Origin of the sequence: Sphaerisporangium siamense (assembly GCF_014205275.1) — a bacterium.
GTDB classification, from domain to species: Bacteria; Actinomycetota; Actinomycetes; order Streptosporangiales; family Streptosporangiaceae; genus Sphaerisporangium; species Sphaerisporangium siamense.
On sequence record NZ_JACHND010000001.1, the window covers coordinates 3,654,548 to 3,667,073 of the forward strand.

The 12,526-nt window shown below is 72.9% G+C and carries 13 protein-coding genes; 9 read left to right on the plus strand and 4 right to left on the minus strand.

The features are described from left to right. The first annotated feature begins 79 nt into the window (after positions 1–79). A complete protein-coding gene (locus BJ982_RS16735) occupies positions 80–967 on the plus strand; it encodes an SGNH/GDSL hydrolase family protein (RefSeq protein WP_184881121.1) in 888 nt (295 codons plus the stop codon). A 99-nt stretch (positions 968–1,066) separates the two neighbouring features. Further along, complete coding sequence (locus BJ982_RS16740) at positions 1,067–1,471, plus strand: hypothetical protein (RefSeq protein WP_221482328.1); 405 nt, start codon at positions 1,067–1,069, stop codon at positions 1,469–1,471. 15 nt (positions 1,472–1,486) lie between these two features. Here BJ982_RS16740 and BJ982_RS16745 read toward each other — a convergent pair whose 3' ends face one another. Continuing rightward, complete coding sequence (locus BJ982_RS16745) at positions 1,487–2,668, minus strand: zinc-dependent alcohol dehydrogenase (RefSeq protein WP_184881123.1); 1,182 nt, start codon at positions 2,666–2,668, stop codon at positions 1,487–1,489. A 199-nt stretch (positions 2,669–2,867) separates the two neighbouring features. Here BJ982_RS16745 and BJ982_RS16750 point away from each other — a divergent pair, with 199 nt between their 5' ends. From BJ982_RS16750 to manA, 6 genes are all read left to right on the plus strand, one after another. Further along, positions 2,868–3,434, plus strand: a complete 567-nt coding sequence (locus tag BJ982_RS16750) for a hemerythrin domain-containing protein (RefSeq protein ID WP_184888953.1) — start codon at positions 2,868–2,870, stop codon at positions 3,432–3,434. 63 nt (positions 3,435–3,497) lie between these two features. Next, positions 3,498–4,547 (plus strand): NAD-dependent epimerase/dehydratase family protein, encoded by a 1,050-nt coding sequence (locus BJ982_RS16755; RefSeq protein WP_184881126.1) that lies wholly within the window; start codon positions 3,498–3,500, stop codon positions 4,545–4,547. Between the two features lie 139 nt (positions 4,548–4,686). Then, a complete protein-coding gene (locus BJ982_RS16760) occupies positions 4,687–5,130 on the plus strand; it encodes an Hsp20/alpha crystallin family protein (RefSeq protein WP_184881128.1) in 444 nt (147 codons plus the stop codon). A 125-nt stretch (positions 5,131–5,255) separates the two neighbouring features. Continuing rightward, positions 5,256–5,576, plus strand: coding sequence for a MerR family transcriptional regulator (locus BJ982_RS16765; protein WP_184881130.1), 321 nt, complete (start codon positions 5,256–5,258; stop codon positions 5,574–5,576). A 54-nt stretch (positions 5,577–5,630) separates the two neighbouring features. Further along, entirely contained in the window at positions 5,631–6,167 is a 537-nt protein-coding gene (locus BJ982_RS16770) for a hypothetical protein (protein WP_184881132.1), read from the plus strand. A 133-nt stretch (positions 6,168–6,300) separates the two neighbouring features. Further along, on the plus strand, positions 6,301–7,386 hold the full coding sequence (manA, locus tag BJ982_RS16775) for a mannose-6-phosphate isomerase, class I (RefSeq protein ID WP_184881133.1): 1,086 nt from the start codon (positions 6,301–6,303) through the stop codon (positions 7,384–7,386). 54 nt (positions 7,387–7,440) lie between these two features. Here the strand turns inward: manA and hpaE are convergent, their stop codons facing one another. The 3 genes from hpaE to BJ982_RS16790 all read right to left on the minus strand — a co-directional run bounded on the left by hpaE (position 7,441) and on the right by BJ982_RS16790 (position 11,310). Continuing rightward, positions 7,441–8,907: a 5-carboxymethyl-2-hydroxymuconate semialdehyde dehydrogenase gene (hpaE, locus tag BJ982_RS16780; protein WP_184881135.1), complete on the minus strand. Its 1,467-nt coding sequence runs from the start codon at positions 8,905–8,907 to the stop codon at positions 7,441–7,443. Then, the gene (gene dapA, locus BJ982_RS16785; protein ID WP_184881137.1) at positions 8,907–9,818 is read right to left on the minus strand and encodes a 4-hydroxy-tetrahydrodipicolinate synthase; all 912 of its coding nucleotides are present in this window, start codon (positions 9,816–9,818) and stop codon (positions 8,907–8,909) included. Before dapA ends, hpaE begins: the two co-directional genes overlap by 1 nt. A 79-nt stretch (positions 9,819–9,897) precedes the next feature. Next, complete coding sequence (locus BJ982_RS16790; protein WP_184881139.1) at positions 9,898–11,310, minus strand: fumarylacetoacetate hydrolase family protein; 1,413 nt, start codon at positions 11,308–11,310, stop codon at positions 9,898–9,900. Positions 11,311–11,608: 298 nt separating this feature from the next. On the opposite strand from BJ982_RS16790, the gene hpaD reads away from it, so the two are divergent. After that, positions 11,609–12,466: a 3,4-dihydroxyphenylacetate 2,3-dioxygenase gene (gene hpaD / locus BJ982_RS16795; RefSeq protein WP_184881140.1), complete on the plus strand. Its 858-nt coding sequence runs from the start codon at positions 11,609–11,611 to the stop codon at positions 12,464–12,466. The last annotated feature ends 60 nt before the right edge of the window (positions 12,467–12,526 follow it).

The window sequence follows — 12,526 nt, forward strand, 5'->3', positions numbered from 1 at the left end:
CGTGCCCGCGGCACGACGCGCCGCGCGCCCGCGTGTGGCTCCCGGAGGGACGGCACGGGCGGGAGTAGGTTCTCTCACCATGACCCCGAGGTCGCCGGTGAGCGCACCGGCCGCGTCCGGTCCGTCGAGGCGCCGCGGCACCCGCGCGGCCGTGACGCTGCTGTCCCTGCTGTCGTTGCCGTCCCTGATGGGCGCGTCGGGCGTGGCGCTGGACGTGCTGACCGCCTCCGGCGCGCCGGGCACGGCCCTCGCCCGCGCGGCGGTCTCGCGGGCCGGGACGGAACGCGTCGGCTCCGTCCTCGGGCTCGGCGACTCGGTGCCCGCGGGGTCGGCGTGCGACTGTGAGGGCTTCGTCGCGCTGGTCAGGGACGGCCTGGCCCGCCGCCAGGGCACGCCGGTGGGCGGCGCCAACCTCGCCGTCCCCGGCCTGACCAGCGAGGGCTTGCTGGACCTGCTCGACGACGACGCCGTGCGGACCGCGGTGGCGGACGCCGACCTGACGATCATCACGATCGGCGCCAACGACTTCGACCCCGCCCTCGCCGAGGAGGAGGCGTGCGGCCCGCGCCTGGCCTGCCACCAGGACGCCCTGGCCCGGCTGCGCACCGGCGTGGACGCCGTCCTGGCCAAGGTGCGCGCGCTGCACGGCCCCGGCGGGCGCGTCGTCCTCACCGGCTACTGGAACGTGTTCCTGGACGGCGCCGCCGGCCGCGCCCGGGGGCCCGCGTACGTGGCGGGCGCCGACCGGCTCACCGTGGCCGTGAACGGCGCGCTGGCCGCGTCGGCCGCCGGCGCGGGGGCGCTGTACGCCGACCTCTACACGGCCTTCAAGGGGCCGGAGGGCGCACGCGACGTCACCGGGCTGCTCGCCGCCGACGGCGACCATCCCGCCGCCTCGGGCCACGCGTTGATCGCCGAGACCGTGCTCGCCGTCCTGGCGGACGCCGACGCCGCGCCGCAGCGCTGACTCACATGCGTTTTTCCGGGCCTGTCCGGGTATCGTCAGGTTGACCCCCGGGAGCCCGGCCGCGCGAGCGGCGCCTGATCGTTGGCCAAGGGGGACGGCATGTTGGAGCGCACATTCGCCGTGGCCGCGCTGCTCGTCTTCGCCGCCTCGGCGCCCGCCGTGATCCCGGGCGACGGGACGGCGCACGCGATCGTCGCCGGGGGCGGCGGCGGGGGAGCGGGGCCGGCCGCCGGGACGGAGGTGTCCGCCACCCAGTACAAGATCCTGCTGCGCCAGTGCCGCTACGCCGACACCCGCAGGGCGCGCCGGCAGTGCCGCCAGGCGGTGAAGGCCAGGTACCGCGTCGGCGCGTGGAACCCCCGCCTGGACTGCCGGACGTACTCCGGCATCACCGTCTGCGGCAGGCTCAAGCTGAACAAGCGCGAGCGCCGCTGCGTCGCGTACCTGGTCAAGGCCGGGCTCACCCGCCGGCGCGCCGAGGTGGAGTGCTACGCCTTCGTGTGACGGCGCCGCCGGGTGTCAGGGCACCAGCAGCACCTTGATCGCGCCGTCCCGCTTCTTCTGGAAGATCTCGTAGCCGTGCGGCGCCTGGTCCAGGGGGAGGCGGTGCGTGGCCAGGTCCAGCACGCCGAGCGGGTCCGCCTCGTCGCACACCAGGGGCAGCAGGTCGTCGATCCACCGCTTGACGTGCGCCTGGCCCATGCGCAGGGTGACGCCCTTGTCGAACATCCGCATCATGGGCAGCGGGTCCGCCATGCCGGCGTACACGCCGACCACCGAGACGGTGCCGCCGCGGCGCACGGCGTCGATGCCCTGGTTGAGCGCGGCCAGCCGGTCCACGCCCGCGTTCCTCATGAGGGGGGCCGCGAGCGCGTCGGGCAGGAGCCCGGTCGTCGCGTGCGCGAGCTTGGCCATGGGGGAGCCGTGGGCCTCCATGCCCACCGCGTCGATCACCGAGTCGGCGCCGCGTCCGCCGGTCAGCTCGCGGACGGCCTCCGCCGGGTCCCGCACGTCGCGGGCGTCGATCACCTCGACGCCGTGGCGGCGGGCCATCTCCAGGCGCGCGCCGACGCCGTCCACCCCGATCACCCGGTGACCGAGGTGCCGGGCCACACGGCAGGCCATCTGCCCGATCGGGCCCAGTCCGAAGACGGCGACGGTACCGCCGGCGGGCAGGTCCGCGTACGCGACCGCCTGCCAGGCGGTGGGCAGCACGTCGGACAGGTAGACGAACCGCTCGTCCGGCGGCCCCGCGGGGACCTTGATCGGGCCGAAGTGCGCCTGGGGCACCCGCAGGTACTCCGCCTGGCCGCCGGGCACGTGGCCGTACAGCTTGGTGTAGCCGAACAGGGCCGCGCCGGTGCCGTGCTCGCGCACCTGCGTGGTCTCGCACTGGGCGAATAGCTTGAGCTCGCACATGTGGCAGTCGCCGCAGGAGATGTTGAACGGGACCACCACCCGGTCGCCCGGGGCGATGTGGGTCACCTCGGGGCCGACCTCCTGAACGATGCCCATGGGCTCGTGGCCGAGCACGTCGCCCTGTTGCAGGAACGGCCCCATCACCTCGTACAGGTGCAGGTCGGATCCGCAGACGCCGGAGGAAGTGATCTTGATGATGGCGTCGGTGGGCTCCTTGATGATCGGGTCGGGGACCTCCTCGACCCGGATGTCGCGCTTGCCGTGCCAGGTAACCGCCTTCATTGCTCCTCTTCCCCGAGTGGACGTGTCGAGGACGGCTACCCGTTCAGGAGCGCTGTATAGCCGATTGTCCCGTTGTGACGGATGTTTCCGACGATGTGGTCCGGGTATCCGCGTGCGCACCGCACCGGGATCGGGCCCCCGGTCGCGCCGCCGGGCCCGTGGCGGGGCAGGCCGAGCGCGAGAGGGGACGAAGTTCGTGATGGAGCACAGTGGGGACGTCATCACCGTCCTGACCACCGACCACCGGCAGATGGAGGAGATCTTCGCCGAGCTGGAGGCGCTGCGCGGCGCCGGACGGGACGACCGCCGCAAGGAACTGGCCGACAAGGTGATCATCGAGCTGGTGGGGCACACGGTCGCCGAGGAGGCGTACCTGTACCCGGCCGCGCGCCGGCACCTTCCCGACGGGGACGCGCTCGCCGACCGGGCGGTGGCCGAGCACGCGCAGGTGGAGCGGCTGATGAAGGACCTGGAGCGCGCCGAGCCCGGCGACCCGGTCTTCGACCACCTGCTCGACCGGCTGATCGCCGAGGTGCGCCACCACGTCCGGGAGGAGGAGAGCCGGATCTTCCCCGACCTGGTGCGCTACGTCGAGCCGGAGGACCTGGTCAGCCTGGGCGGCAAGATCCGGATGATCAAGAAGATCGGCCCGACGCGGCCCCACCCCGCCGCGCCCGGCAGTCCCGCGGCGGGCAAGCTCCTCGCGCCCGGCACGGGTCTGGTGGACCGCGTCCGCGACCTGCTCACCGGCCGGGGGAGGGACTGACCGTCCGCGCCCGGGCGGGCGGCGGCGCGGTTTAGCCGCAGGCCGAGCGGGGAGCAGCCTGGTATGCGGGTAATTGTGGTGGGGGCGACCGGCAACGTCGGAACCAGCGTGATCTCCGCCCTGGAGCGGGATTCGAGCGTCGACACGATCGTGGGCGTCGCGCGCCGCCTGCCGGGGTGGCGCCCCGGCAGGACCGAGTGGCGGGCCGCCGACATCGCCACCGACGACCTCACCGGCCTTTTCGCCGGCGCGGACGCCGTGGTGAACCTCGCCTGGCTGTTCCAGCCCACCCGCGACCCGGCGGTGACCTGGCGGGCCAACGTGCTCGGCGGCATGCGCGTCTTCCGCGCCGTCGCCGAGGCGGGCGTCCCCGCGCTGGTCCACGCCTCCTCGGTCGGCGCCTACTCGCCCGGCCCCAAGGACCGCGCGGTGGACGAGGGCTGGCCCACCCACGGCTGGCCGCGTGCCGCCTACTCCCGCGAGAAGGCGTACCTGGAGCGCGTCCTCGACGTCTTCGAGAACGACCATCCCGGCATCCGCGTGGTCCGCATGCGCCCGGGGTTCATCTTCAAGCGCGAGTCGGCCACCCAGCAGCGCCGCCTGTTCGCGGGCCCCCTGCTGCCGCAGCGGCTCGTGCGGCCCGGCTGGGTGCCGTTCCTGCCGGACGTCCCCGGCCTCCGCATCCAGGCCCTGCACTCCGACGACGCGGGCGAGGCGTACCGGCTCGCCGTCACCCGCCCGGTATCCGGGCCGTTCAACCTCGCCGCCGACCCCGTCGTGGAGCCGGCCGACCTGGCCGAACTGCTCAGGACCAGGCTGGTGCCCGTCACACCGTGGATGATCCGCAGCCTGACGGCCGCTGCCTGGCACCTGCACCTGGTGCCGGCCTCGCCGGGCCTGGTCGAGATGGCGCTCAAGATCCCGATCATGGACACCACGCGCGCCCGCACCGAACTCGGCTGGACCCCGCGCCACTCCGCGATCCAGGCGGTCCGCGAGGTGGTCGCGGGCATGGAGGGCGGCGCGGGCATGGACACCCCACCCCTGGAACCGGCCTCCGGCCTGAAGGGCCGCCTCCACGAACTCGCCACGGGAGTCGGCGGCCGTCCCTAGCCGCGTCCCCGGGCGGAGGCCGACACTCACCCGAACGACGACTTGCGATCCAGGGCGCCGGTAACCTATAACTGTAGTAGGAAGTTTTCGGAAAGGCAGGCGTGAGGAAACCTGCCTGTTCTACTGGAGGTGGTCACCGATGCTGCTGACGTCGATCGATCCGTTCATCCAGGAGTTCGACCGGCAGTTCGACAGGTTCACCCGGCAGGCCCTCGGCGCGGGTGACGGCGGAGCGCGGGTCATGCCCCTCGACGGCGTCCGGCGCAAGGACGACGTCCTCCTCAGGTTCGACCTCCCCGGCATCGACCCCGACTCGATCGAGGTCACCGTCGACCGCGGCGTGCTGTCGGTCAGCGCCACGCGGGAAGAGGAGCACGCGCAGGAGGACCGGGTCTTCGTGCGGGAGCGCCCCATGGGCACCTTCACCCGCCGCGTCTACCTCTCCGAGCACCTCGACAGCGAAAAGGTCGACGCCGCCTATTCCAACGGGGTCCTCGCCGTGCGCATCCCCGTGATCGAGAAGGCCCGGCCCCGCAAGGTCGAGATCCACAAGGGTGCGGAGGTCAAGTCGATCAAGGCGTGAGGTCCGCGAGCGCGTGACGCGACGCGAGGGGCGGGCGCCGGCGACGGCGCCCGCCCCGTTTCAGTTCCAATAATGAGGACGTCCTGGGCCGTCCCGGCCCCCCACGCGGGAAGGAACGAGCGACGATGGCGAGGCTGCCGTTCGACGACGAGCACGCGCCCCTGTATTCCGTCGGACAGGTCGCGGCCATGCTCGACGTCGAACAGGCGTTCCTGCGGCGGCTGGACGACTTCGACGTCGTGCGGCCCGCGCGCTCCAGCGGCGGCCAGCGCCGCTACAGCCGTCACGAGATCGGCGACGTGCAGAACGCCATCGCGCTCGTCGGCGAGGGCATGACGCTGGTGGCCGTGCGCCGCATCTTCGAGCTGCAGCAGCAGGTGGACGAGCTGCGGGCCGAGCTGGCCCGGGAGCGCGCCCGGCGGAGCGGGGAGGACGCGCCGGGCTGAGCGGCCCTCGGATGGCGCGGCCGGTCCGCGGCACGGGGTCCTAGACTCCGGTGTATGCGGCGGCTCGGGAGCACGGTGGTCGTGGTGGTGGGGGAGCGGGCGGCCGAGGTGGTCGGCGGGCTGGACGGGCTGCACAACGTCCGTGCGATACGGCGTGGGGAGCGTGCGGTGGCGGAGGTCACCGATCTGGTGGTGCGCGCGGCGGCCACCTACGTCGTCCACGACGCCGACCCGCTGGGCGGGCTCGGTGAGGCGTGGACGGGCTTCTTCGACGAGTCGGCCCCGGCCGGGGGCCTGGAGGTCGCGATCGAGTCCGCGCTGGCCGACCTGCGGGACGAGCGGGTCCTCCTGCCCGACTACTACCTCGTCCTGGACCCCGACGACATGCCCGCGACCCGGCGGCACTGGTGGCTCGGCGTGCTCGCCGGGGCGGCGCCCTCCCGGGTCGTGCCCACCCCCGGCACCGCGGCGGCGGTCACCGGCGCCCTCGGCCGGCTCTCGGCGGGTCCGTGGTGGCCCGCCGACCTGGAGGGCCGGCTGCGCGCGCTTCCCCGCACCGTCCCCGACCGCGCCGGGCTCCCCACCGCCTGAGGCGGCCCCGGGCGGGCGGCCATGGGAGGCTGTACCCGGAGTCATTTCTCGCGTCTTCAAGTCGGCACATATCCGGTTCGGCTGGTGAGTCCCCGAACCGCCCCCGGCACCACCCCGATCGAGGAGCACCACGTTGCACCTGCTCACCAACCCCCTGAAGGACTACGCCTGGGGGTCGCGCACGGACATCGCCGAGCTCACCGGGCGGCCCGCCCCCTCGCCGGGGCCCGAGGCCGAGATGTGGCTCGGCACGCACCCGGCCGGGCCCTCGACGCTCGACGGGGACGGGCGCTCCCTCGCCGACCTGATCGCCGCCGACCCGCTCGCCGGGCTCGGCGCGCGGACGCTGGAGCGCCACGGCGCGCGGCTGCCGTTCCTCCTCAAGCTGATCGCGGTCGCCAGGCCCCTGTCCCTCCAGGTCCACCCGTCCGCCGGGCAGGCCGCGGAGGGGCACGCCCGGGGCGTCTACGGTGATCCCTGGGCGAAGCCGGAGCTGGTGTGCGCGCTCACCCCGTTCACCGCGCTGGCCGGGTTCCGCGCCGCCGACCAGGCGGCCATGCTGGTCGACCGGCTCGGCGTGCCCGGGCTCAAGGACGTGGTCACGCTGCTGGCCGAGGGGGCGCCGCTGAAGGCCCTCGCCGCGCTGCTGGACGGCCGCGACATCGCCGAGCAGGCCGTCTGGGCCGCCTCCGCCGTCCACCAGCCCGACTACGCCCTGGTGGTCCGCCTGGCCCGCTGCCACCCCGGAGACCCCGCCTGCCTGGCCCCGCTGATGCTCAGGCGGCACGAGCTGGCCCCGGGCCAGGCGCTCTTCCTCGGCGCCGGGGTGCTGCACTGCTACGTCAAGGGCTTCGGCGTGGAGATCATGGGCAGCTCCGACAACGTCGTGCGGGCGGGGCTGACCGCCAAGCCGGTCGACGTGGCGGAACTGCTGCGCGTGGCCGAGCCGGACGCGGGCCCGCTGGTGCCGGGCACGGGGCCGGACGGGGTCTTCGACACCCCGGCGCCGGAGTTCCGGCTGCGGCGCCTCGTGGTGGACGGCGAGACGCGGCTGGAGGGCGGCGTGCCGCGCATCCTGCTGGGTGTGGCGGGCGAGACGCGCGCGGACGGCGTGGACCTCGGCGCGGGACGCTCGGTGTTCGTGCCCGCCGCCGACCCCGCGCCCACCCTGTCGGGCTCCGGCGTGGTCTTCTGCGCCGAGCCCGGCGTCGACGGCTGACAACGGCGGACGGCGCCGCCCCCCTCGGGGAGGCGGCGCCGTCCGGTGACGCGCTCAGGCCGCGCCGAACCGCGGGATCGGCAGATCCTCGGTCGCCAGGTGCACGATGTGCGCCTCGGTGTAGACGTCGATGCTGTGGTGCCCGCCCTCGCGGCCGAGGCCGCTGGCCTTGACGCCGCCGAACGGCGTGCGCAGGTCCCGGACGTTCTGCGAGTTGACCCACATCATGCCCGCCTCGATGGACTGCGCGAGCCGGTGCGTCCTGCGCAGGTCGTTGGTCCACAGGTAGGCGGCCAGGCCGTAGCGGGTGGCGTTGGCCAGCTCCAGCGCCTCGGCCTCGGTCGAGAACGGCGTGACGCAGACCACCGGGCCGAAGATCTCCTCCTGGAAGATCCGCATCTTCGGCGTGACGTCCGCGAACACCGTCGCCCCCAGGAAGTTGCCCTCGGGCAGGTGCGCGGGACGCTCGCCGCCCGCGACGAGGCGGGCGCCCTCCTCCGTGCCGATCCGCACGTACTCCATGACCCGCTCGTAGTGCTCGGGGTGGATCAGCGCGCCCAGCTCGGTGGCGGGGTCGCCGGGGGCGCCCACCTTCACTCGCGAGGCGCGCGCGGCCAGGCGCTCCACGAACTCGTCGTAGACCTCCTCCTGGACCAGGACGCGCGAGCTGGCGGTGCAGCGCTCGCCGTTGAGGGAGAACACCCCGAAGACGGCCGCGTCCAGCGCGCGGTCCAGATCGGCGTCGGCGAACACCAGCAGCGGCGACTTGCCGCCGAGCTCCATCGACAGCGCCTTCAGGTTCTCGGCGGCGTTGCGCATGATGATCTGGCCGGTGGTGGTCTCACCGGTGAAGGAGATCACCGGGACGTCCGGGTGCGCCACGAGCGCCGCGCCGGCGTCCTCGCCGATGCCGTGCACCAGGTTGAAGACGCCGGTGGGGAGCCCGGCCTCCTCCATGATCTCCGGCAGCAGCCCGGCCGACGCGGGGGACCACTCGGCGGGCTTGAGGACGACCGGGCAGCCCGCGGCGAGCGCCGGGGCGAGCTTCCAGGTCTCCAGCATGAAGGGCGTGTTCCAGGGCGTGATCAGGCCGGCGACGCCGACCGGCTTGCGCAGCACGTAGTTGAGCTGCGCCGAGGCGACCCGGTAGACCTCCTCGCCCAGCGTCGTGATGACGTCGGCGAAGAAGCGGAAGTTGTGCGCGGCGCGGTGCGCCTGGCCGCGGGCCTGGGTGATCGGCAGGCCGGTGTCCCGGCACTCCCGGGCGGCGATCTCGTCGTCGCGGGACTCGATCGCGGCGGCGATCCTGCGCAGCACCGCGGCGCGCTGGTCGCCGCTCATCTTCGGCCACGGCCCCTCGGTGAAGGCGGTGCGCGCGGCGGCCACGGCGGCGGCGATGTCCTCGGGGCCGCCCGCCGCCACCGTCAGGTACGGCTTGTTGGTCGCGGGCTCCAGGGCGGTGAACGTCGCCCCGGTGACGCTGGGGACGTGGGCCCCGCCGATGTAGTGCTCAAGGTTCATCAGGCGACTCCCTCGCTCTGAGCCAGTAGTTCTTCGATCCGCGCGATGCCCGCGTCGGTGGGCGGGATCAGCGGCGGGCGCACGTGGCGTGAGGTGATCAGGCCACGCCGCTCGAGTACCAACTTCGCGGGAGCCGGGTTGGTCTCCACGAAAAGCAGGTCGACCAGGGGATGCAGTGCGTAGTGCAGGTCGAGGGCGGTCTTGTGGTCGCCCTCGGTGTAGGCGGTGTACATGCGGGCCACCGCGGACGGGGCCAGGTTGGCCACCGCGCTCACGAAGCCGACGCCGCCGATGGCCAGCAGCGGCAGGCACAGCAGCTCGATGCCGGACCACATGAGGAAATCGCGTCCGCACAGCTGGAGGACGCGGGAGAAGTGCTCGAAGTCCTTCGTCGTCTCTTTGATGCCCACGATGTTGGCATGCGCGCGGCGCAGCCGGGCGACGGTCTCGGGGGCGATGTCCACGGCCGTGCGGGAGGGGACGTTGTAGATGACGATGGGGAGGGAGGGGAACTCCGTGGCGACCGTGGCGTACCACTGGAAGAGGGCCTCTTGCGTCGGCCGCGCGTAGTACGGGGTGATGACCAGCGCGGCGTCGGCGCCCAGCCGCTCGGCCTCGGCCGTGAGGCGCAGGGTCTCGTCCAGCTTGGCGGACCCGGTGCCGGGCAGGAACGGCACCTGGTCGGCGGTCTCGGCCGCGACGGCGGCCATCGCCGCGATCCGCTCATCGACGGTCTGCGCGCTCGGCTCGCCGGTGGAGCCGCCGGTGGAGATCCCGTGCGATCCCTGCGCGAGCTGCCAGCGCACCAGCGCCCGCAGGGACGCGAGGTCGAGCTCTCCGTCCTCGGTGAACGGCGTCACCACGGGGGCGATGGACCCGCGTATGGTGGCCGGGTCCGACCGGAATTTCATGCCAACTCCCTATTGACGGCGCGGCCTTCGCCGCGCGGCGTGCGGGCGCCTGTGTGCCGGCGCGGGCATTGCTGCGTGGTCACGAGCCGCGCCGTTGGGTCTCGTAGGTCTCACGCCAGGTCTTGTTCATGGGGTAGAGGCCGTCCACGGAGGCGCCCTCGTTCACCTGCTCGTAGATGAAGCGCTCCTCGTCCTCCTGTGCGGCCGCGTCGCGGGCGACCTCGGCGACGAGGCGCGGGGGGATGACCACCACGCCCTCGGCGTCGCCGACCAGCACGTCGCCGGGCATCACCAGCACGCCGCCGCACGCGACCGGCACCTGCGACTCCAGCGGGACGTGCTTGCGGCCGAGGACGGCGGCGTGGGGGACGGCGTAGTAGGCGGGCATGTCCAGGTTCGCGAAGGAGGGGCTGTCGCGCAGGCCGCCGTCGGTGACGACCCCGGCGGCGCCGCGGCGCAGGGCGCGCAGCGCGAGGATGTCGCCGAGCGTGCCGGCCCCGTGGTCGCCGCGCGCCTCGATGACGAGCACCTCACCCGGGCGGATCTCCTCGACGGTGCGCTTCTGGGCGTTCATGCCGCCGCCGATGGCGGCGAAGACGTCCTCGCGCAGGGGGACGTAGCGCAGCGTCCTCGCCACGCCGACCATGCGCAGGTCGGGCCGGGCGGGGCGCACGCCCTCGATGAAGTGGTGGTCGATGCCGCGCTTGCGGAGCTGGGAGGACAGCGTGGCCGTCGAGACCGAGCGCAGCGCCGCGGCGGTCTCCTCGTCCAGCACGCCCGCGGACGGGGCGCCCGCCGAGCCGTAGGCCGCGGCGCGGGTCTCCTCGGTCACCTTGGCCTGGACGCCGTACCCGGGCACGTCGCGCTCGTCGGCGACGACCTGGTTGCGCAGGCGGCCCGCGCCCTCCAGCTCGACCTCCACGACGTCGCCGGGGCGCACGACCGTGGACCCGGCGGGGGTGCCGGCGAGGATGAGGTCGCCCGGCTCCAGCGTCATGAAGCGGGACAGGTCCGCGACCAGCAGGTCGAACCCGAACAACAGCTCCTCGGTGGAGGCGTCCTGGACCAGCTCGCCGTTGACGTAGGTGCGCAGCCGCAGCCGGTCGGGATCGGCGTCCCGCAGAATTTCGGGGCCCACCGGGGTGAAGCCGTCCTGGCCCTTGGCGCGTAGGTTGGACCCGAGGTCGGCATGTTTGAAGTCGTAGACTCCGAAGTCGTTGGCCGCGGTGTACCCGGCGACGTGCTCCAGCGCGTGCGCGGGGGAGACGCGGTGTGCCCGCTTGCCGATGACGATGGCGATCTCGCCCTCGAACGCCAGCAGCTCGCATCCCGCCGGCCGCACCACCGGGCGTCCCGACCAGGACAGCGACGACGGCGGCTTGAGGAAGTAGGAGGGGACGGCCGGCGTACGCCCGCGCTCGGCCGCGCGGCTGCGGTAGTTGAGGTGCACCGCGATGATCTTTTGCGGTGCGAGGCCGAGCGGGTGCTCCACGGGTCTGACTCCCTTCAAATCGTATATGACATCCTGGATGATACGCGGTTCTGCCACGTGGAGCTATAGACAAAGATATTTGACTTCGTACATGATTCTGGTGTGCCACAAGCCGGGCAACCCTGTCGGCGGACGTCAGAGGCGGGGCAGAGCCGTTGACGGCCGCCGACCGGGACGGTGGGAACACGAGAATCCGCGGGACCGTGACCGGACCCTCGACATCCCCACTAGATTCCAACGACATCCCCTCGGCCGCGGGACAGGCCGCGGGGGACCGGACGCACCAAGGAGGGGCCTGATGGGCGAGCTCGTCATGGCGGCAAAGATCACGCACGTGCCATCGATCTGGCTGTCGATCCAACCCGGCAAGCACTTCGGGATCCGCAGGCCCGCCGAGCTCGCCCTGACGGAGGTCGGCGAGCGCGCCCGCGAGCGCGGCGCCGACACGTTCCTCATCGCCGACACCCACTGGATGAACAGCATCGGCTTCCACCTCAACGGCAAGGCCAGGCACCAGGGCTCCTACGTCAGCCACGAGCTGCCGCACTTCATCCACGACCTGGAGTACGACTACCCGGGCGACCCCGAGCTCGCCGAACTCGTGCGCGAGGAGATCGTGCTCGGCGGCCAGAAGGCGCGTCTGCACACCTACAAGGACCTCGGCCTGGAGTACGCGACGCTCGTGCCGATGTACTTCATGAACGGCGACTCCTCGATCCGGGTCCTGCCCATCGGCTGCAACATCTACTCCACGATCGAGGAGAACCGGCGCATCGGCGAGGCCCTCCTGCGGGCCATCCACCGCAGTGACCGCAAGGTGGCCTTCCTGGCCAGCGGCTCCCTGTCGCACGCCTTCCCGCCCAACGAGATCGCCGAGTCGCTGCTCGACGACGTCAGCAGCGAGATCAACCGCCAGGTGGACATGGCCGTCCTCGACATGTGGACCGAGGGCAGGGCGGGCGAGTTCCTGGAGATGCTGCCCGACTACAACAAGCGCTGCACGGGCGAGGGCGCCATGGCCGACACCGCCATGCTCTTCGGTCTGCTCGGCTGGGGCGAGTACGCCGGCAAGGGCGAGCAGCTCTGCCCGTACTTCGGCAGCAGCGGCACCGGCCAGGTCGTGGTGGACTTCCCCGTGCCCGTCACGGTCGAGTGACCCGGGCACGCCCTCGCCGGTGATCACGGCGCCATGCAGTACGATAAGAAATCGTATGCG